General features: G+C 50.4%; 22 protein-coding genes, 1 tRNA gene and 1 pseudogene. 16 read left to right on the top strand and 8 right to left on the bottom strand.

The genetic code is table 11. The features are described from left to right. Positions 1-15 precede the first annotated feature (15 nt). The gene (locus E6C60_RS21470; protein WP_267900153.1) at positions 16-147 is read right to left on the bottom strand and encodes a hypothetical protein; all 132 of its coding nucleotides are present in this window, start codon (positions 145-147) and stop codon (positions 16-18) included. Between the two features lie 188 nt (positions 148-335). On the opposite strand from E6C60_RS21470, the gene E6C60_RS13575 reads away from it, so the two are divergent. Genes E6C60_RS13575 through E6C60_RS13565 form a run of 3 tightly spaced genes read left to right on the top strand, consistent with a single transcriptional unit; the run spans position 336 to position 2,740 of the window. Then, the gene (locus E6C60_RS13575) at positions 336-1,430 is read left to right on the top strand and encodes a quinone-dependent dihydroorotate dehydrogenase (RefSeq protein ID WP_175415425.1); all 1,095 of its coding nucleotides are present in this window, start codon (positions 336-338) and stop codon (positions 1,428-1,430) included. A 28-nt stretch (positions 1,431-1,458) separates the two neighbouring features. Next, the gene (locus tag E6C60_RS13570) at positions 1,459-2,277 is read left to right on the top strand and encodes a GTP diphosphokinase (protein WP_138226329.1); all 819 of its coding nucleotides are present in this window, start codon (positions 1,459-1,461) and stop codon (positions 2,275-2,277) included. Beyond that, entirely contained in the window at positions 2,270-2,740 is a 471-nt protein-coding gene (locus E6C60_RS13565; protein WP_138226328.1) for a DUF309 domain-containing protein, read from the top strand. The genes E6C60_RS13570 and E6C60_RS13565 overlap by 8 nt, the downstream gene beginning before the upstream one ends. A gap of 122 nt (positions 2,741-2,862) precedes the next feature. Here E6C60_RS13565 and E6C60_RS13560 read toward each other — a convergent pair whose 3' ends face one another. Further along, positions 2,863-3,312 carry a PCYCGC motif-containing (lipo)protein gene (locus E6C60_RS13560; RefSeq protein ID WP_138226327.1) on the bottom strand — a complete coding sequence of 150 codons (450 nt, stop codon included), beginning with the start codon at positions 3,310-3,312 and terminating at the stop codon, positions 2,863-2,865. Then, complete coding sequence (locus E6C60_RS13555; protein WP_138226326.1) at positions 3,312-3,833, bottom strand: thioredoxin family protein; 522 nt, start codon at positions 3,831-3,833, stop codon at positions 3,312-3,314. The genes E6C60_RS13560 and E6C60_RS13555 overlap by 1 nt, the downstream gene beginning before the upstream one ends. A 178-nt stretch (positions 3,834-4,011) precedes the next feature. Between E6C60_RS13555 and E6C60_RS13550 the strand changes: the two genes are divergently transcribed. From E6C60_RS13550 to E6C60_RS13540, 3 genes are all read left to right on the top strand, one after another. Next, a complete protein-coding gene (locus E6C60_RS13550; RefSeq protein WP_138226325.1) occupies positions 4,012-5,706 on the top strand; it encodes an RsmB/NOP family class I SAM-dependent RNA methyltransferase in 1,695 nt (564 codons plus the stop codon). Beyond that, entirely contained in the window at positions 5,703-6,488 is a 786-nt protein-coding gene (locus E6C60_RS13545; RefSeq protein WP_138226324.1) for a pseudouridine synthase, read from the top strand. Before E6C60_RS13550 ends, E6C60_RS13545 begins: the two co-directional genes overlap by 4 nt. A gap of 109 nt (positions 6,489-6,597) precedes the next feature. Continuing rightward, entirely contained in the window at positions 6,598-7,398 is an 801-nt protein-coding gene (locus E6C60_RS13540; RefSeq protein ID WP_138226323.1) for a Cof-type HAD-IIB family hydrolase, read from the top strand. Between the two features lie 154 nt (positions 7,399-7,552). Here the strand turns inward: E6C60_RS13540 and E6C60_RS13535 are convergent, their stop codons facing one another. Then, on the bottom strand, positions 7,553-8,716 hold the full coding sequence (locus E6C60_RS13535; protein ID WP_233281245.1) for a GGDEF domain-containing protein: 1,164 nt from the start codon (positions 8,714-8,716) through the stop codon (positions 7,553-7,555). 111 nt (positions 8,717-8,827) lie between these two features. On the opposite strand from E6C60_RS13535, the gene E6C60_RS13530 reads away from it, so the two are divergent. Further along, positions 8,828-9,958, top strand: a complete 1,131-nt coding sequence (locus E6C60_RS13530) for a glycosyltransferase family 4 protein (protein ID WP_138226322.1) — start codon at positions 8,828-8,830, stop codon at positions 9,956-9,958. Position 9,959: 1 nt separating this feature from the next. Here E6C60_RS13530 and E6C60_RS13525 read toward each other — a convergent pair whose 3' ends face one another. Beyond that, positions 9,960-11,006 carry a YkvI family membrane protein gene (locus tag E6C60_RS13525; protein ID WP_138226321.1) on the bottom strand — a complete coding sequence of 349 codons (1,047 nt, stop codon included), beginning with the start codon at positions 11,004-11,006 and terminating at the stop codon, positions 9,960-9,962. 170 nt (positions 11,007-11,176) lie between these two features. Between E6C60_RS13525 and E6C60_RS13520 the strand changes: the two genes are divergently transcribed. From E6C60_RS13520 to E6C60_RS13505, 4 genes are all read left to right on the top strand, one after another. Beyond that, complete coding sequence (locus E6C60_RS13520) at positions 11,177-11,752, top strand: xanthine phosphoribosyltransferase (protein ID WP_138226320.1); 576 nt, start codon at positions 11,177-11,179, stop codon at positions 11,750-11,752. Positions 11,753-11,861: 109 nt separating this feature from the next. Further along, positions 11,862-12,191, top strand: a complete 330-nt coding sequence (locus E6C60_RS13515; RefSeq protein WP_138226319.1) for a hypothetical protein — start codon at positions 11,862-11,864, stop codon at positions 12,189-12,191. 136 nt (positions 12,192-12,327) lie between these two features. Beyond that, positions 12,328-12,546, top strand: a complete 219-nt coding sequence (locus E6C60_RS13510; protein ID WP_138226318.1) for a hypothetical protein — start codon at positions 12,328-12,330, stop codon at positions 12,544-12,546. A 67-nt stretch (positions 12,547-12,613) separates the two neighbouring features. After that, entirely contained in the window at positions 12,614-12,943 is a 330-nt protein-coding gene (locus E6C60_RS13505; protein WP_138226317.1) for a carboxymuconolactone decarboxylase family protein, read from the top strand. Between the two features lie 109 nt (positions 12,944-13,052). On the opposite strand, the gene E6C60_RS13500 is transcribed toward E6C60_RS13505, so the two are convergent. Continuing rightward, positions 13,053-13,475, bottom strand: coding sequence for a YhjD family protein (locus E6C60_RS13500; RefSeq protein ID WP_138226316.1), 423 nt, complete (start codon positions 13,473-13,475; stop codon positions 13,053-13,055). A 168-nt stretch (positions 13,476-13,643) separates the two neighbouring features. Here E6C60_RS13500 and E6C60_RS13495 point away from each other — a divergent pair. Next, positions 13,644-13,727, top strand: a tRNA-Leu gene (locus tag E6C60_RS13495). A 340-nt stretch (positions 13,728-14,067) separates the two neighbouring features. On the opposite strand, the gene E6C60_RS13490 is transcribed toward E6C60_RS13495, so the two are convergent. Continuing rightward, positions 14,068-14,922 (bottom strand): alpha/beta fold hydrolase, encoded by an 855-nt coding sequence (locus tag E6C60_RS13490; RefSeq protein ID WP_138226315.1) that lies wholly within the window; start codon positions 14,920-14,922, stop codon positions 14,068-14,070. Positions 14,923-15,056: 134 nt separating this feature from the next. On the opposite strand from E6C60_RS13490, the gene E6C60_RS21375 reads away from it, so the two are divergent. Next, a complete protein-coding gene (locus E6C60_RS21375) occupies positions 15,057-15,269 on the top strand; it encodes a LysR family transcriptional regulator (RefSeq protein ID WP_325053159.1) in 213 nt (70 codons plus the stop codon). After that, a pseudogene (locus tag E6C60_RS21365) lies at positions 15,224-15,837 on the top strand (LysR substrate-binding domain-containing protein). Before E6C60_RS21375 ends, E6C60_RS21365 begins: the two are co-directional and overlap by 46 nt. A gap of 324 nt (positions 15,838-16,161) precedes the next feature. Here the strand turns inward: E6C60_RS21365 and E6C60_RS13470 are convergent. Beyond that, entirely contained in the window at positions 16,162-16,614 is a 453-nt protein-coding gene (locus E6C60_RS13470) for a MarR family winged helix-turn-helix transcriptional regulator (RefSeq protein ID WP_138226312.1), read from the bottom strand. Positions 16,615-16,803: 189 nt separating this feature from the next. Here E6C60_RS13470 and E6C60_RS13465 point away from each other — a divergent pair, with 189 nt between their 5' ends. After that, complete coding sequence (locus E6C60_RS13465) at positions 16,804-17,202, top strand: SDR family NAD(P)-dependent oxidoreductase (RefSeq protein WP_233281243.1); 399 nt, start codon at positions 16,804-16,806, stop codon at positions 17,200-17,202. Between the two features lie 15 nt (positions 17,203-17,217). Next, positions 17,218-18,189 carry an aldo/keto reductase gene (locus tag E6C60_RS13460; protein ID WP_138226311.1) on the top strand — a complete coding sequence of 324 codons (972 nt, stop codon included), beginning with the start codon at positions 17,218-17,220 and terminating at the stop codon, positions 18,187-18,189. Positions 18,190-18,226 lie beyond the last annotated feature (37 nt).

Below are 18,226 nucleotides of genomic sequence, written 5' to 3'. Positions count from 1 at the left end.
TGATGAGTGCAAGCATCAGAGCAGGATAATCAGAAATACGATAAGCACAATGAGCAGAGTAAGGCTGACTCCGATCCATAGAACGGCTTTTTTGTTCACTTCTTCTTTCTTCTGCTTCAGGGTGGGCTTGCTGCGTTTAACGGACATGTCTATTCCTCTCTTTCTAATCATGATTCATGAAGGATTGTCTTTACATTGTAAAGGATTCGCATTGGAAATGCCATGCTGGTCAGGCGCTGGAAGGAGCAGAGCAGGGCGTAAAGAACTTTCTTTTTTATGCAGAAAGCGATAAACTGGTGGGTAGAGAACAGAAAGCCTGGAGAGGAAGAATGGATGTGCTGTACCGCAACGTAGGCAAACCGATTTTTTTCAAGATGGACCCTGAAAAGGCTCATCATCTCGTCGTGGACGGGCTCGCCAAGAGTATGGCGCTGCCGGGAGCGGAAGCTGCGATGAGGACCATGTACGGAGTGCGTGAAACATCTGATCTGGCGGTTGATTTATGGGGAATTCACTTTCCGACACCGGTGGGGCTCGCTGCTGGCCTGGATAAGAACGCTAAGGCCGTGAGAGGCTTCTCTTCTATCGGTTTCGGCTTTATGGAGGTCGGCACGGTGACCCCGAAGGGACAAAGCGGCAATGAGCTGCCTCGATTGTTCCGGCTTCCGGAGGATGAAGCACTCATTAACCGGATGGGGTTCAACAATGAGGGAGCGGCGGCTATGGCCGGCAGGCTGAAGCAGCTTCAGGAGCGACGAATTCCGATTGCCGTCAATATCGGAAAGAACAAGACAACGCCGAATGAAGAGGCCAACCGGGATTATGAGACTTGTATCCGTGAGCTGTATCCTTACGGAGATTTTTTTGTGGTTAATATCAGCTCGCCGAATACGCCGGACCTTCGCAGTCTGCAGCATGGCAGTGAGCTTTCCTCGCTTCTGGAGGCAGTCAAGCAGGAGATGGGGCGTCAGGCTGAGGTTTATGGCACAAGCAAGCCCGTGCTCGTGAAGATCGCTCCGGACGTCAGTCAGGATGAACTGGAATTTATGGTAGACACAATCTCCCGCAGCGGGGTATCCGGAATTATTGCGAGTAATACGACGCTGTCAAGGGAAGGTCTGTCACATCCCAATGCGAAGGAGACCGGAGGCTTGAGCGGCAAGCCGCTGAAGGAGCGGTCTACGGAAATCATTTCTTTGATTTATCAGCAAACAGAAGGCAAACTGCCTATTATTGGCTCCGGCGGTATATTTACGGCGGAGGATGCGTATGACAAGATCAAAGCGGGCGCGAGCCTGGTGGAAATTTACACTGCGCTCATCTACGAAGGGCCCGAGGTGAACCGGAGGCTTCATGCCGGACTGCAGCAGCTCTTAAAGCGTGATGGATACACGCATATTTCCGAAGCAGTCGGAGCGAAGCACCGCTAAGCTAAGGGCAAAGACAGGAGGCTAGGCGATGGACGGCAGAGACTGGGGAACATTTTTACAGCCTTATGAGCAGGCAGTTGAAGAATTGAAGGTCAAATTCAAGACCATGCGCTCAGAGCTGAAAAAACGAGAAGAATATGCGCCGATTGAGTTTGTAACAGGGCGTATCAAGAAAATTTCAAGCATTCTGGAAAAGGCCAAGCGCCTGCAGGTACCTATGGATCAGCTGGAGACCGGCATTGAGGATATCGCCGGAATCCGGATTATGTGTCAGTTCGTAGAGGATATCCGCCGGGTTGCTGTTTATATACGTGCAAGAAAGGATCTCAAGGTGCTGTTTGAGAAGGATTACATTACGAACTATAAGGAAAGCGGGTATCGCAGCTTCCATATGATCGTGGAATATCCTGTACAGACGGCGCTGGGACAGAAAAATGTGCTGGCTGAAATCCAGATCCGGACGCTCGCAATGAATTTCTGGGCAACCATTGAGCACTCCTTGAGCTATAAATACCGGGAGAGTCTGCCTGAGGAGATTCGGCTGCGCCTGAAGAAGGCGGCAGAAGCAGCGAATACCCTGGATAATGAAATGTCCAGCATCCGGGAAGAGATTCTGGAGGCCCAGAAGCAGTTTGAGGACAATTCCAATATTACTTCTCAGCTTCTCAAGGCAATTCATCAGCTGTATTTCTATCATCTGGTGAATGAGGCGATTGACTATCAGGAGCGGTTCAATGAGATCTGGCAAAATCCGGATCAGGATGTAGAAGCGATCAAGGAGCTGCTTGGAGAAGTGAAAGCACTGCTCTCCCTGGCGAAGCGGGGTGTGGAGGAGCAGGATGTATGATTCGCTGTATGCTGCGTATCTAATTTATTTCAACCGGGACCGGGATTATTTTGAATGCCACGAGGTTCTTGAGGAGCTTTGGCTGGCCAAAGATAAGGATCCCAGATACAAGGGGCTGCTGCAGGTTGCCGTCAGCCTGTATCATTTCCGAAATGGGAACATCCCGGGGGCGTCCAAGATGATGCGCTACGCGGTCAGCCGCCTCACGGGGCTGGCTGATCGGGAGCTCGGCATCCGGATGGATATGCTCTATAAGGAGATTGAGCACTATGCCGCTCAGCTGGAGCGATACAGAGAGCAGCCGTTTCCATATCGAGATTTGACCATTCTGATCGCCGATCCGCTCCTGCAGGAGCAGGTTGAGAGGACTGCGCCGGAGATCCAGCCCAATGTACCGCAGCGAAGAGGACCTCAACGTTCTGCGAAGCATGAGCTGAAGCACAAGCAGCATGGAGCTGAATAGATGAGCGCGAGGGCAGCAGCGACCGGGGAAGGAGCGGACGCTGCTGTTTTTGTTGCCAACACAAAAACTGCCCCGGTCTTATTCGATCCGGGACAGTCTGATTCAGACTCTATAGTGAATGCTTAGGTACTGCCGTGGTATTTCTTATCGATGAAGGAACGGATCTCCTCCACGGTCTTCCCTTCTCCGTGCAGGCGCTTGACATCTTGAAGCTCACTGAGGCAGATTCCGCATAGTGCACCATGATCACTCCATTGAATGCCTTCTTCACGCTCGTCCGCGACGAAGCAGCGGAGCAGCGAATCATGGTCATTATCCTCCATACAGCCGCAATAGCACTTCATTTCCTTCAGGATCTCTTTCAAAGCACCAACGTCTCCGTAGGCAGCCTGAGTGTTATCCGTATATACTGAAATGAGCTGCGGCATGATGTCATAGGAAGCCGTGATTTCATAGTTCTCCGAATGGGCACCATGGCTGTCGGAATCGTGATTATCCTTCCCGGCCCCGGCGCATCCGGACAGCAGCAGCGAAGCTAGAACACTGGCGGCGAGCCAGGATCGAGCGGCCATTATTCCTTTACGCTCCCTTTGTGCTTCTCCAGAAAATCTTTGAAGTTCTCCGCGCTGTTGCCTTCGGCCAGATTCTCTGTGGTGATGCCCCCGACCAGGCGATCCTTCTCTTTGCCATTCTCGAAAAAGACAAGGGTTGGCGTATATTCGATATTATACTGTCTGAAGCCCTCCTGAAATTCCTGGAGATTATATTGATGCAGCGTTACGCCAAGATCCTGCGCGAGCGGCATCAGCTCCGGTGTTGTGGCTTTGCAGGCAGGGCAGGTCGAGGAGAAGAAGTATACATAATAGCTCTCTGCTGCGGCTTCCTTCTTGCTAAGCTGATCTGGAAGAATGATCTGCTGGTAGTTGGGATCCTCCAGCTGGGCTTTCGTTGCCGGATTGAGCTCCGCTACCTTCTTGCCGCCATACAGCGCGCTTGCTTCGCCTTGAGTGTTCAGGAAAGCCAATAAACCGATTAATACAATCAATATGCCTGCAAATACGTACAGGCCGATATAGTTCTTCTTGCGCTTCAAACACTCACCCCCTATATGATCGACATGCAATCAGGGCATGTCCCCTAGAAACGTAATTTATTATACAATAATCAAGAGGACTGCGGTACAATTTAAAGCTGTTTGGCTTCGACAATTTCATGAACGAGGTAAAGCTGCAGCCGATGAATACAAAACTAACGAACAGGCAGGTAATGCTATGGCTCCACAACGACCGAGCGCTTTCGATGCAAAAATGAAAAGTCTGCTGGGAGATGACTTCGAACAATTTCAGAGCTCGTATAACGATACGCCTCTTGGGGGTCTCCGTGTCAATACATTGAAGATTAGCCGGGAGGCATTTCAGAAGCAGTCTCCATTCGCTCTGACCCCGATTCCGTGGTGTGAGACCGGCTTTTATACAGGGGAAGGCGTGCGTCCCGGCCTGCATCCCTATTACCATGCCGGGATGTATTACATTCAGGAGCCGAGCGCCATGGCGCCGGTAGAGCTGTTGAATGTAGAGCCTGGTGACCGCGTGCTGGATTTATGCGCCGCGCCTGGTGGAAAGTCTACGCAGATTGCAGCCAAGCTGGCAGGAAGGGGACATCTGGTCACCAATGATCTGCACCCCGAACGAACGAAAGCGCTGGCCAAAAATATAGAGCTCTATGGCGTGCGCAATGCGGTTGTACTGAATGAAGCGCCAGAGGCCATTGCGGCTTCATTTCCTGAATATTTTAACAAAATACTGATCGACGCTCCCTGCTCCGGCGAAGGCATGTTCCGCAAGGATGAGGATATGCTGAGGCATTGGACGGAGGATTCTCCACGGAAGTATGCCGCCATGCAGAAGGAGATTCTGGAATCGGCAGCCCGTATGCTGGCTCCGGGCGGAACGATGGTATACTCTACCTGCACCTTTTCTCCCGAAGAGAATGAAGGAATGATTGCCGTCTTTCTGAAGCACCACCCTGAATTTTCCCTTCTCTCCAAAGCAGGGACAGAAGCCCCCTGGTTCTCCGCGGGAGAAAGTCAGTGGCTTTCAGAGCATGGCCTGGAAGAAGCCGGTCCCGATGCGGCGGGCGATGCTGCATGGATGGCAGAAATCTCGAAGACCTTGCGGCTGTGGCCGCACCGTGTCAAGGGCGAGGGACATTTTATGGCTGTGCTATGCAAGGAGGTACCGGAGATGGCGGGAGCTTCGCACCGTGAGGAAGGATACCGTCTTTCCTTGCCAGTGACGGGGGTCTCCAGGGGGCAGCTATCCATGACGCTTCAGGCTGGAGGAGAGCGCCGCCAGAAACGGCTGGAGTCTATCCACGCTAGTACCAGGCCGGAGGCTAAGCATCAGCGCGGAGCAAGCGCAGGCATGGACCCAGGAGGAAGACGAGGCTTCAAGGGTGGACGCGGGTCAGAGCGAGTGCTGAAGCAGGACACGGGAACGGAGATCGGGCGGGAAGAGGCCGAGGGTCTGCTCCAGAGGTTTATTTCTGACAACCTCAGCTGGGAGGAATATCACGGTTATTTAAGGCTTCACGGACAGCATCTGTATCTCTCCCCGCTTCCTGAGGAGCGGCTGCAGGGACTGAAGGTGGTGCGCGCCGGCTGGTATGTGGGCAGTGTCAAGCATGGACGGTTTCAGCCATCCCACCCGTTGGCTGCGGCTTTGCAGCCGGAGGAAGCACGCCGAGTTATTAACCTGTCCTCAGACAGCGGAGAAGCGGTAAGGTATTTGAAGGGGGAAACGCTGGAAATAGCAGCCGGTCGGGTGCACAGCCCTGACTTCTCGTCAGATGAGCCAAAGGGATATGTCCTGATCACGATTGACGGCTGCTCGGCTGGCTGGGGAAAATGGCAGTCCGGCATCCTGAAGAACGAATATCCGGCAGCATGGAGGTGGACATCTGCATGAGCTCCAAGCAGAACAGCAAAGGCAAAGGCACGGGCAAGGGCAAATCAACGCAGCGCCTGGACAAGGTGTTGTCCAATATGGGCTGGGGCTCCCGAGCCGACATCAAAAAAATGGTCAAGCAAGGCATGATTGTCGTCAACAACGCTGCGGTCAAGGACCCTGGCATGCAGGTCGATCCGCATAGGGATATCCTTGAAGTACAGGGCGAACGGGTTCTATACCGCGAGTACATGTATCTGATGATGAACAAGCCGCAGGGTGTAATCTCTGCAACGGAGGACAAGCGTGACAAGACCGTCATCGACCTCTTGAGCCAGGATGACCGCTGGCTGCAGCCGTTCCCGGTAGGAAGGCTGGATAAGGATACAGAGGGACTGCTGCTGATTACGAATGATGGGCAGCTCGCCCATGAGCTGCTCTCACCCAAGAAGCATGTGCCCAAGACCTACGAGGCCTATGTACAGGGGAATGTGGATGAAGAGGATGTGATCCGGTTCAGAGAAGGTGTTACGCTGGATGACGGGTATACCACGCTGCCGGCAGAGCTGAAGATTCTGTCCCGGGAAGATGAGGCTGATGGGGTGAAAAGCCATATTTCCCTGACTATTCATGAAGGGAAGTTCCACCAGGTCAAGCGCATGTTTGAGGCCGTCGGCAAGAAGGTCGTGTACTTGAAGCGAATTTCTATGGGCAGCCTCCGTCTGGACGAAGCGCTTGCCCTTGGCACCTACCGGGAGCTGACCTCTGCAGAGCTGGAGCTGCTGGGACGAGCTCAGGACTAAGCCCGCGTTTTGCAGTACAGTCTGCAAAGCTCTTGGCAAACCGGCGGCTTCCCTATAACATGGAACGTAAAGAGAGATATTATGACGTGAAAAAGGATGGGATGAGAGTATGGCATATAAGCTAGTGGCACTGGACGTGGACGGTACGCTGTTAAACGATAACCATGTGATGACCGAGCAGACCATGCAGACGGTCATGGAGGCGTCCCGGCAGGGGATAGAAATTGTACTCTGCACCGGCCGCGGACCGCAGAACACGATCCCTTTTTTGGAAGAGATGGGCTTGAAGGGATATGTAATCAGTCACAACGGTGCGGCAACGGTGGAGGTAGAGAGTCGGAAGGTTGTCCATCAGTTCGCCCTGGATCATCACGCCCTGAAGCCATACATGGAGCACTGCCGTCAGCAGGGAATACACTTTGATATTAATACGCCATTTGGCATGTACGTGGACCAGGTGGAGGCTTTGGCAGGTCCTGTCCGCTATATGTATGAGAAATATCTGATGATGCCTTCCAATCTGCCCGCCTGGGAAGAGCTGGATGGACCTGTTGTAAAGTTCACTGCGTTCGGAGAAAGCAAGGATATGGATGCCCTGTTCCAGGCGTGGAGCCAGTGGACACCGGTGTACAATATGCTGCGCAGCGGTGAGTATTTCATTGATTTGATGCAGGAGGAAGCCTCTAAAGGAAACGCGCTCAAGCTGCTCGCGGAGCAAAGAGGCTACAAACGGGAGGAAATTCTCGCGATCGGAAATTATTATAACGATGTGACGATGCTGAGCTATGCCGGCTTGGGCATTGCCATGGATAATTCGCCGGTGGATGTCAAGGCTGCGGCAGATGAGATCACTCTGTCCAACAATGAGGATGGGGTTCATGCCGCGCTTCTTAAGCATTGTCTCGTATAGTATGGACAAAGTATAAATAGAAACACAAAGAGACCGCCTGTCGGCAGCATAAGGGAGAATGCCAGACCCCTCATCGCCCCAAAGAACGGTCTCTTTGTGTTTCATGTGAACGTATGATTAAGCCATCTCGCTGCCTCTACTCCGGGAGCCAGGCTTACCCTTCTAACTCCAGGGGAGCACCGCCCGCCGTCCGCGAACGGCTGTGGAGCGTGCGGAAATCCGTGACCTGATTCTTGCCGGAGGCTTTAGAGTGATACATGGCCTGGTCCGCCTGCTTCATCAGCGCTTCACCGGTTACTCCCTTGCGAAGAGAGCTATATCCGACGCTGACGGTGACGATCGTCTCTTCTTCGATGCGCCGGCGGATCTTTTCCGCAACGAGAGAGGCTTTACTGCCCCGGCTCACCACCAGAGCTACGAGCTCCTCGCCTCCATACCTGCCGGCCAAGCCGCGTCCTTCAAGCTCTTCCTCCAAAATACAGGCCGCCTGCTTCAATACTTCATCCGCGCGGGCATGGCCCTGCGTATCATTCAGCTTCTTGAAGTTGTCAATATCGCAGAAGATCGCCGCCACCTTCACTCCCTGAGATACATAGCGCTCGAGGTGCTTCATGAAGTATCGCCGATTGTACAAACCCGTCAAGCCATCTGTAATAGAGGAGCGGTAGATTGACTGCATCTGTTCAATCATTCGCTGAAACAGCATCAAGAAGATGACGCTATAAAATAGCAACGGAAGACCGGACAGCAGATCCAGCAGAGGCAGCATGTCCGGGTTAGCGTCGATGTAAGAGTGAAATCCGTGCACTCCAGCCCAGACGGCGTACCCGCTGAGCCCGAGCATGTATCTGCGCCGCTGGCGAATGTAAGGGGCGACAAATAGGAAGGAGCCAGCAATGACAGCCCATTCCAATACATCATAGAACAGGACTGAAGCGAATGAATCAGGCGGGGCCTGCAGCAGCACCGGAATTAGCAGCAGTGTACCGCATATAAAGATAAATCCGTAGTACAGCCGGCGCATCCGATGGTAAAGAAGCAGCACGGCGAGGTTCAGCAGAACCAGGGAAAACAGCTGCAGCGGGCGATAGACATCCTGTGTATGTAACAGCGGCTCGCCGGATAATAACAGATGGATGTTCAGTCCTTCATATGTCATAATAAAAAAGAAAGCCGCCGCCATCAGCAAATAAGCCTGCTTTCGCTGTCTTAGGTACATCAGTGTACACATGATCAGCACCATGAGCGAAGCGTAGGCAATGCAGAATGTGGTGAGGCCGGAGAACGGAAGGTTACTCCAGAAAGCCGAAGGATCCATCAATACGAAACACTCCTGAAGGGATATTTTTCCTGAAATCATTCGTATTCATCGTATCACAACCTGCGGCTGCCTAAAAGAGAGAGATTTGCAGAAAGGGGAGCATGCTCCATGAAATTGCTACAAGCGTTATTCTTCCCTCCTGAACAGCCAGGAGGCGTCTCCTCCATGATCCCATATCTTCAGGAGCGCTTTCATTCCGCCAGATGGGAGATGGAATTGTTCTGGCTTCCCAAGAGAATCCGCAATAAAGGGCAGGAGGAGCCCGTGTTTCGTACCTTTGACTGGCGTGAGTTTGGTGAGAGCCTCATTGTCCAGAAATATATTCAGACCTACATGGATTACATATGGTGGGCCCGCCTGCGGATTCACAAGCCGTACGACCTGATTCATGCACATCATCCCATTGCCGGAATGGCCATGAAGACCGTTTTTCCCGACGTACCCCTGGTGCAGACGGTGCATTCCAGCTATGAACGGGAGCTTATTCTAAACGGACGGATTCAGGAAAATGGACTGGAGCACCGGTTTCTAACGTCACTGTATCGGGAGCTGGAGGTTGTCAGCGAACAGGTGCTGACGGTTTCCCGTTCCTTTGCTCACTACATGGCGCCATATGTGCAGGAGCCGGAGCGCATTGGCGTCATCTATAACGGATTTGATGAGAAGCGCTTCAAGCCTGTCCCGCATGAAAATATTGTTCCACAGCTGATCACGGTATGCCGGCTCGTTCCGGCGAAGGGACTGGATACTTTGCTGTACGCCTGTGCAGAGCTCAAGCGCAAGGGCTATGATTATGTGCTTCATATTATAGGGGATGGCCCCTGCCGGGAAGAGCTTGAGCACCTGGCTAAGGAGCTGGACATCTATCAGGAGACGATTTTTTACGGATATACGCTGCATCCGGAGGAGTTTATGCCCTTCTTCGATATTTTCGTGCTTCCATCGCGGGCAGAGGCCTTTGGATCTGTATTTGCTGAAGCAGCGCTCAGCTGCCTGGCTTTGATCGGAAGCGATGTGGGGGGGATTGCAGAGCAGATTGAAGACGGTGTAAACGGTCTGCTCGTGCCTCCGGGGGATGCTGCCGCACTCAGCATTGCGCTGGAAAAGGTAATTTCTGACCCGCTCTTTCGATATGAGCTCGCCCGTTCAGCCTGGGATAAGGCCAAGAATCATTATTCTCTGTCCAAATCCGTCAATGAGCTGAAGAAGCTCTATTTGAAGCACGGAGCTACGCTGTAAGCTAGAGCTTCCGGCTGGCCGACAGGCCAAAGAGGGATAGACGCGCTGCCCAGAACAGACAGAGGATGCCAAAGAGCGGGTACAGGATAGAGAGCAGCGAGCTAAAGCCAAACTGACTCATCAGATAACAAATAATCATAATGGTGAGTGTGATCAGCCTTGGGTGCAGCGTCGTGCGCTGCTGAAGCTGTAGCGTAATGCCATATATATTAGCGACAAATGTGCTGAATATTTCAAGGAAGATCAGGATCACATACACGATTTGTACGTACCAGCCCAGCTGCTGGGCAATGCTTCCCATCGGAATTTCGAATTGGCTGATGCCCGGCATTCGGGCAGATAACGCAAAATGTGCCGAGATCAGCATCAGGCCGATGCCAGTTCCGCCGAGTATGCCTCCAAAGCGTACTACCTTCGTGCTGCCGGTCTGGCTGCCCAAAGGAACGAGCACGGGCATAGCCATAACCAGGTTAAACGCGGTATACAGCAGTGGCGCCAGCCAGACGCTGGGCAGGCTGTGGTCACCTGTCATCGTTATAAAGCGGTCCGCACCCGGCAGTGTGGCTGTCTTCGTAACGATCAGAAGCGACATCATAAGCATCATCGGTACGACCAGGCTGTTCATGTACAGGATGGATGACATGCCCCGGCGCAGAATAAGGAAGGACCCGGCAATGGTGATGAGCAGTCCGGTCTGGTAATGGAAGTGAAGGTTCTCCATAAACACAGAGCCTGCACCCGCAAGCATGATGCTGTTCACGCCAATGAGGATGATGAGCATGATCAGACTGATTATGCTTCCGAAGCGCTCTCCGAACAAATGCCGGTTAAGGTCCTCATAAGAGGCGGCTCCGATGGCTCTGGAGAGGGTCATCATTTTGGAGCCGAGAAAGATAAACAGCACGGTCGACAGAAGGATCGTAAAGACGGCGAGATAGCCGTACTGCGTAAAGAACTGAAGAATCTCCCGTCCTGTGGCAAAGCCTGCTCCGACGATGGTTCCGATATATGTAAAAGCGATTTGAAGCACACGCACCTGTTTGTTCACGTTGCCAGCCCTCCGTTTCCTGTCAATACAGCCTTAGTACAGGGTATGCCCGTCCCCGGCAGGACATGACTATGGAGGGCTCAGCAGGCTATCGGGATTTACAGACTTGCCGGATGCTCTTGAAATGTGGTAATTTTACGACAAAGGTTATTGGCGTGGGAGGTCAGGATATGGAGTGGTTGAAGCAGCGGGTTCTACAGGAAGCTGTCGTATTATCAGATCAGGTGATTAAGCTGGACGCATTATTGACGCATCAGGTGGATCCTTCCCTGATTATGGAGATGGGTAAGGCTTTTGCTGCCCGGTTTCGGGATCAGGGTGTGACCCGGGTTGTGACCTTGGAGTCCTCCGGAATCTCCGTTGCCTTTGCAGCAGCGCTTGCGTTGGAAGTTCCCATGGTGTTTGCCCGGCGGAAGAAGACGCTGCTGGCGGACCCCGATGCGCTGTGCGAACGAGTGCCTTCCTTCACGAAAGGCATTGTGACAGACATTATGATGTCCCGCCAGTTTATTAGTAAGGAAGACCGGGTATTATTTATTGATGATATTATCGCGAATGGGGATGCCGCCCGCGGCCTGATCAAGATTATTGAGCGGGCAGGAGCAGAGCTGGTCGGATTGGGCGTTGTCATCGAGAAGAGCTTTCAGGCAGGGGCGAGAACCCTGAGAGAGCAGGGCATTCAAGTGGAGCCGCTGCTTCAGATCAAGTCGCTGGAAGGCGGCAGAATCACCTTCGTGGATGAATAAACTTTATGGAAATTTTGTGAAACCTGTGCCTAAAATAGCAACTATGCCTTTCCTGTGCGGGGTTTTTATTTTATAATGTAGGAGCAGGAAAGAGAGAGGAGGCAACAACATGGGGAAAGAGCCGGTAACTGAAACTTACTTGATCGAGAAGCTGAGCGGAGCGAAGGTTCACTTTGAACGGGCGCTGGATTGCAAGCACACCGAATTCGATGACCTTTATCCCTATATGATCGAACATCCTCAGTTCTTTTGGTATAAGCGTTATGTAGCCTGGTCTGAGCTTCTGACAATTGCTGGCATGTGTGAAGAGCTTTCTTATAACTGGAGAGAGCAGTTTACAGAGCAGCAGGTGGAATATGTAGAGAAGCGGGTTATGTCATCCACAGTTCTTGATTTCTGGTTTGAGAAGAATGACAGCATCGAGCCTGCTCAGCGTTAAGGCGTATGTGCGTGCGGGAGTGAATGCTCCGCAGAAGGCTGATGTTTCTCCATATGATGCTTTATTGTTGAAGGCTGCCTGCGGGATGACATTCATCCTGCGGGGGCCTTTTTAATCATGAGAAAGGAGGGCCTGTATGATTAACGACGAGCAGTTAAATGAGCTGCGTTTGTCCGGGGAACGAGTGCGTGTCGTTCGAGATGGTCTGGAAAGCAATGATGTGAGCGGGATTGTAGTCGCCTGGGATGAAGAGCATGTTATTATCCGCCGCAGGAACCGCCGGGTGGTCAAGCTTAGCCGCGGCTACAGCTATCAGCTTCATAGCGAACCGCGCATTAGTCCACTGGATGCCTAGCATAGATTTCTGCCATCGGGACAACCTAGACGGGAGAAGTTAAGCTACAGTGAGGTGGAATAAATCGATGGAATTTCACAGTGATAAGGTCAATGCCTACAAACATGAAATCCACAATCTGAAAACAGCCATGCCGGCCATTGCAGAGTCTTATCATCACTTCACCGGGGTCTGCTTTCAGGATGGGGAGCTGGATGAAAAAACAAAGCAGCTGATCGCGCTGGGGATCGCCATGTTCGCGAACAACGAGCTTTGTACGTATTACCATATGGAAGAGGCAAGGTCGAAAGGGGCTAGTGATGCCCAGATCATGGAGGCTGCTGCCGTGGCCTCGGCTGCCAGTGCAGGACATGCTATGTCACAGGGCTTGATGAGAGTTCAGGCCAATCTGAAATAGCGCAGAGTGACCAATCTTCTCAAAGTGCAAGCACGCTAAGGAACCGTCTGTATTGCAGCCCTGCTGCCTGTCAGGCGGTTCTTTACGTATATCTATATGCTAATGCACTTCAAGGCAAGGGACAGGCAGGCGCAGCAGAAATTTCGGCTTCCGCCTGCGGCGCTTCAGGAAGATGCAGGCCCAGGTAAGCCCGCATGCGGAACATGACCTCCTGCTGGAAACAGGGCCACAGTATTTGAAGAGTACCGATATATCCCCGGCAAGCATAACGGGCCTGAACGCCGTCAGCATCTCGGGTGATTTCGATGATCTTGATTGTACGGGTGGCAAATTGGAGCTTGATTTCCTTTAGCATTAGAGCGGTCTTCTTGGCGCCATTGCCGACGAGCTCCACATAAAGCTCGGGGGTCTTAAAGACGCCGCTCTCCTGAATAATCCGGCAGTCCCGTTCAAACACGCGGTGCGTGAATCGAAGCAGCATATAGCTCCTGATCAGTGAACGGTCTTCAGTACTCATTCCCGATACAGCCATGACGATCACCTCAAATGTAGGATTAAAGTACGAACTTATGTTCTTATTTTAACCGAAAGTCTGAGATTTAATCAAGCTTTTAAAAAAGTGTTGACACGATATAGCTAGCATGATAAGATATATCTTGTCGCCGCGATATGATTCATGATGGAGCGACAAACACAATTTGCGGTCGTGGCGGAATTGGCAGACGCGCACGGTTCAGGTCCGTGTGGGCTAACCCCCGTGGAGGTTCGAGTCCTCTCGACCGCATCACCTTAACAATTAACGAGCTCTTGGATTTGTCCTTGCGACGATTCAGGAGCTTTTTGCATAATTGGGATTTGCAAGGTGTTGCTCATGACCTGTACAGATGAAACATTTGAACTGTGATCTAGAAGTGCAAAGATGTTTGCTGTCGTGGATAATGGCTTGAGCACAAGAGGAAAGTTCTGAGTGATTTTCCAGGGTTGATTCGATCACCTAGCGAGAAATTGTGAAATGCACTTTGAGCTACACACCAAGTAGGAACAAAAAATGTCGGAAGCAGGTCCCTAAATAGCTGGAACATGCTCCGACACTATGTCTCGGTCGTCAGCCTTTTAGTTTGTTATTAACATTTTTTTAAGAATTGTTGAATTAGCTCATTGATCTCTTTAGCATGTGTTTCGAGAGCAAAATGCCCAGTATCAAGTAAATGGACTTCCGCAGATGGAATATCACGCTTATAAGCCTCAGCTCCAGCAGCGAGGAAGGCAGGATCATTTTTACCCCATACAGCTAAAAGTTTAGGTTGATACTTACGGAAATAAGCCTGAAAGTAAGGATAAATATCCACATTGGTTCTATAATCAAGAATCAAGTCCAGTTGGATTTCTTCAGCTTCTGGGCGCGACATGAAAGCAATATCCAAGGAATACCCATCTGGTGAAACAAGGCTGGCATCAGCTCCATGTAGATACTGAAAGTTACGTATGGTCTCAGGGGTCAAGGAATTGCGACATGCTTCACGATTTTCAGGTGTCGGAGAGTGCCAATACGTCTCCCAGGATCCCCACGCGTCACTAAATCCCTCAGTATAAGCGTTACCATTCTGACTAATAATTGCTTGAACTCTTTCCGGGTGAGCCACTGCCAAACGATAACCAACAGGTGCACCGTAATCAAATACATAAAGTACATACTGTTTGAGACCTAAAGCTTCAGTAAAACCTTCAATAACTTGGAACAGACTGTTAAATGTGAAGTTAAATTGACTGCGGGGCGGAGTTATTGTATGACCGAATCCAGGGAGATCAGGGGCAATGACACGGTATTGTTCTGCCAGTTTGGGAATTAGGTCGCGAAACATATGACTTGAAGATGGAAACCCGTGTAATAATAAAATAACTTGACCGTCTTTAGGGCCGGCTTCGCGATAAAAAACTTCGACATCTCCAACGATTTGCTGATGATAACTAATCTTCATTTATTAAAGTAATCGTATAATAAAAGCATATATTTTACTAACGAATAAATTGAATATCTGCTATTTCGAATTGAAATATAGAAAGGTGATCGATGTGATAGATTTACTAGAAGGTCGTTTTTTTCTGGCGTTTATTGCTTTGCTTGAAGAAAAAAGTTTCAGTCGAGCTTGCGGATCGCTTGGGTTATGTTCAGTCCACTGTAACCACTCATATCCAACAGTTAGAAAAAATTAGCGGACAAAAATTGTTTCATCGATATCCACGAGGGATAGAACCTACGGATCCTTTTTTCTTACACGAATGCTTCCCTTTGTTCAGGAATACACGAGAAACTCTCCGAACGTAAATTTGCGTATTGAACAAGGGTCGCATCGAGACATCCTAAAAGGTATATTGGATTATGAGCTAGATTTTGGAATTGTTCCTCAAAATCCGAATCGGCATTATATTTTTTTTATCCAATTATGGATGAGACCATCGTTTTTGCTGCGTCTGAGGATATAGCTCGGAGGGTGGAAAACGCGGGAGTCCACATTCTAAATGACGAGCTTTTTATAAGTAGCGGTACCTCTTGTTTGTATCATACGACTGCTGTAGATGTTTTGAAAAATGCCGGGATTATCGTTAAAGATGCGTTAGAGCTACCAAGTCTTGAGATGATAAAACAATATGTAAGCTGTGGAAAAGGGTTTGCCTTAGTCCCTGAAATAGCTATCAGCAACGAACTAAAGACTGGTTTCAATCTGACCTCCTGTGTTTTTTTAATGGAAAAAGGGGATAAGAACAGCCTTAAAAAGCTGTATCATCTTAATGCAGATGAAGTTCAGAATGAATCGAACGTGGAAGCGAATGAAATGGCCGTGATCTATGTGAAACCAGAGAATCAAACGGAAAGCGTTAAAGGGATTTTCTAAAGGAGTCTATATCTCTGTAAATGGTATTCGCCGAGTAACCTTTTGGGTGTTCACGGGTATGATAATTGAAAATGGTAACCAACCTCAGGGCCCTCCTGCAAAGGATAACCCTGAAGTTTGCCGTTTCAGACAGTACGGAGAACCGTATCATCGGTAGTGGTAAAGAAGAAGATGAGCTACCCGCGACTGTCGAAAAAGCCGAATCAAATAGGCTGCTGCGTGTTTCTGGGGGGCACAGATAAAGGGGAGGGCCGGTTCAGTTTCTTGTAGTATTCGACTATACAGCACAGCATGGACAGCTCCCAGAAAAGTGATTAACTAGGCTTACCGGAGGCTAGGGTCGTTTTTCGTTCTTTCTGCCAGCTTCGTAATTGATTCAATGTCTTGCTCGGTTAATTGATCCAAAAAATACTTGCGTATTGCCATTGAGACGATGGGCAGAGCTTCATCTAAAGCAGCTTTTCCGGCAGAAGTAATGATGACCTGGACACCTCGTTCGGTATCTAATGGACTTCTTATAACAAGGCCCCGTTTTTCCATTCGCGACAAATGATGGGATAATCTGCTCTTATCCCAGTTCATCGAGTCGGCTAGTTCCTGTTGGCGAAGCTTGCCATCTCCAAATTGGACTAGCCGGTCTAATATTCCAAAGTCTCCTTCTGATAGTCCTGTATGTTCAGAAAGCTCCTTAACGACGCGACCGAAAATTCGCTTAAAGGAGCCTTTCCACATATTCCATATTTTCATTTCATCTTCGATTATTTTGTTAGTATCCATGAAAGTATAATATCATTGTTGACATGTCAACCACAAGGTAGTAATCTACACTTAGGTTGACACGTCAACTTGAGAGGAAACTGGCGACTTTAAAGTTGAAGTATCAACCTTAATTTGCAATCCAAAATTGAGCATTAAATCCACTAGAAAGGGGAGACGGCCGCGAAGAGCGTCGGAGCAGATTCCCGCATCCTCCAACTCGACGTTACAAATCAGGATTCGATCTCCGCCGCGGCAGAGTACATCCGCAGCGAACTCAGTCGGCTCAATGTGCTCGTGAACAATGCGGGTATATCGCACACGGGTCAGCCGGGCAGGGCTCTCGAGGAGGTCGGGAAGTCAGGGCGCCCATTAAGGTCAATGCGGTATGCCCGGGCTTCACCGCGACGGATCTCAACAACTTTGAGGGCACAGGCACCGTCGAGCAAGCCGCGCGACATCCCATGCGCCTTGCGCTCCTCGACGGGGACGGTCCGACGGGTACATTCTCAAACGAAAGACGCCAACTCCCGTGGTGATGTAGTCTCGAGCCACTGGCACACCGAGATAGGTGTAGACAATGTGAAGGCTTGGATAAAATATACTTAAGGAGTGTATTAACAAATGGAATATGTAAAACTTGGACGCAGCGGCTTGGATGTTTCGCGGTTAAGCCTTGGAACCATGAGCTTTGGGGTCCCTGAACGCGGCAATACCCCATGGTCTCTGGATGAGGAGCAAAGCAGACCGATTATTAAGAAGGCGCTCGAATCAGGCATCAACTTTTTCAGTACGGCCAACATGTATTCCGACGGAACAAGTGAAGAAATTCTCGGGCGTGCCTTAAAGGAATTTGCACATCGGGACGAAGTCGTCATAGCAACAAAGGTATTTGTTCCGATGCGCAAAGGTCCCAATGCAATGGGACTTTCCCGTAAAGCTATCATGATCGAAATTGATAACAGCCTAAGACGACTCGGAACAGACTATGTCGATTTATACCAGATTCATCGATGGGATCCTAATACGCCAATTGAGGAGACCATGGAGGCTCTTCACGCTTTAGTTAAGGCGGGCAAGGTCAGATACATTGGTGCATCCTCCATGCTGGCATGGCAGTTTGCGAAAGCTCAGCATGTCGCAGAGCGCAACGGTTGGACACGGTTCGTTTCCATGGAAAATCGATTAAACCTGCTCTATCGGGAAGAAGAACGAGAAATGCTCCCCCTTTGCAGTGACGAGGGAGTTGGCGTTACTCCTTACCTGCCTTTGGCAGCAGGCCGGTTAACACGGGATTGGAATGAGCAGACCGCGCGATCAGAGAAGGACCAGGTAGCAAAGGCATTGTTTAGTAAAACGGAAGAGGCAGATCGCAAAGTCGCTGAAAGAGTTAGAGAAATTGCTGCTAACCGGGGAATTTCGCGTGCGCAAATTGCACTCGCGTGGTTGCTACAAAAAGAAGAGGTTACCGCGCCGATTGTGGGTTCGACGAAAATCAGCCATCTGGAAGATGCGGTTTCAGCGTTGTCGGTTAAATTGACTTCTGAAGAAATTACCCGTTTAGAAGAACTTTATATACCACATCCACTAGTATAAACTGTTGGCACAACAACTTTACTCCAGGAACGGCTTC

The sequence above is a fragment of the Paenibacillus algicola genome (genome assembly GCF_005577435.1).
Classification (GTDB): Bacteria; Bacillota; Bacilli; order Paenibacillales; family Paenibacillaceae; genus Paenibacillus_AQ; species Paenibacillus_AQ algicola.
Note: the sequence above shows the minus strand (reverse complement) of the source record. Positions and strands in the feature narration are given on the sequence as shown.

Excerpts from the sequence above, each read along its gene's own strand:
- E6C60_RS13490 (WP_138226315.1), bottom strand. The coding sequence starts at position 14,922 with ATGAAGATTAGTTATCATCAGCAAATCGTTGGAGATGTCGAAGTTTTT.
- E6C60_RS13570 (WP_138226329.1), top strand. The coding sequence starts at position 1,459 with ATGGACGGCAGAGACTGGGGAACATTTTTACAGCCTTATGAGCAGGCA.
- E6C60_RS13515 (WP_138226319.1), top strand. The coding sequence starts at position 11,862 with ATGGGGAAAGAGCCGGTAACTGAAACTTACTTGATCGAGAAGCTGAGC.
- E6C60_RS13470 (WP_138226312.1), bottom strand. The coding sequence starts at position 16,614 with ATGGATACTAACAAAATAATCGAAGATGAAATGAAAATATGGAATATG.
- E6C60_RS21470 (WP_267900153.1), bottom strand. The coding sequence starts at position 147 with ATGTCCGTTAAACGCAGCAAGCCCACCCTGAAGCAGAAGAAAGAAGAA.
- E6C60_RS13530 (WP_138226322.1), top strand. The coding sequence starts at position 8,828 with ATGAAATTGCTACAAGCGTTATTCTTCCCTCCTGAACAGCCAGGAGGC.
- E6C60_RS13505 (WP_138226317.1), top strand. The coding sequence starts at position 12,614 with ATGGAATTTCACAGTGATAAGGTCAATGCCTACAAACATGAAATCCAC.
- E6C60_RS13550 (WP_138226325.1), top strand. The coding sequence starts at position 4,012 with ATGGCTCCACAACGACCGAGCGCTTTCGATGCAAAAATGAAAAGTCTG.
- E6C60_RS13510 (WP_138226318.1), top strand. The coding sequence starts at position 12,328 with ATGATTAACGACGAGCAGTTAAATGAGCTGCGTTTGTCCGGGGAACGA.
- E6C60_RS13545 (WP_138226324.1), top strand. The coding sequence starts at position 5,703 with ATGAGCTCCAAGCAGAACAGCAAAGGCAAAGGCACGGGCAAGGGCAAA.
- E6C60_RS13460 (WP_138226311.1), top strand. The coding sequence starts at position 17,218 with ATGGAATATGTAAAACTTGGACGCAGCGGCTTGGATGTTTCGCGGTTA.
- E6C60_RS13560 (WP_138226327.1), bottom strand. The coding sequence starts at position 3,312 with ATGGCCGCTCGATCCTGGCTCGCCGCCAGTGTTCTAGCTTCGCTGCTG.
- E6C60_RS13520 (WP_138226320.1), top strand. The coding sequence starts at position 11,177 with ATGGAGTGGTTGAAGCAGCGGGTTCTACAGGAAGCTGTCGTATTATCA.
- E6C60_RS13565 (WP_138226328.1), top strand. The coding sequence starts at position 2,270 with ATGTATGATTCGCTGTATGCTGCGTATCTAATTTATTTCAACCGGGAC.
- E6C60_RS13535 (WP_233281245.1), bottom strand. The coding sequence starts at position 8,716 with ATGGATCCTTCGGCTTTCTGGAGTAACCTTCCGTTCTCCGGCCTCACC.
- E6C60_RS13540 (WP_138226323.1), top strand. The coding sequence starts at position 6,598 with ATGGCATATAAGCTAGTGGCACTGGACGTGGACGGTACGCTGTTAAAC.
- E6C60_RS13500 (WP_138226316.1), bottom strand. The coding sequence starts at position 13,475 with ATGGCTGTATCGGGAATGAGTACTGAAGACCGTTCACTGATCAGGAGC.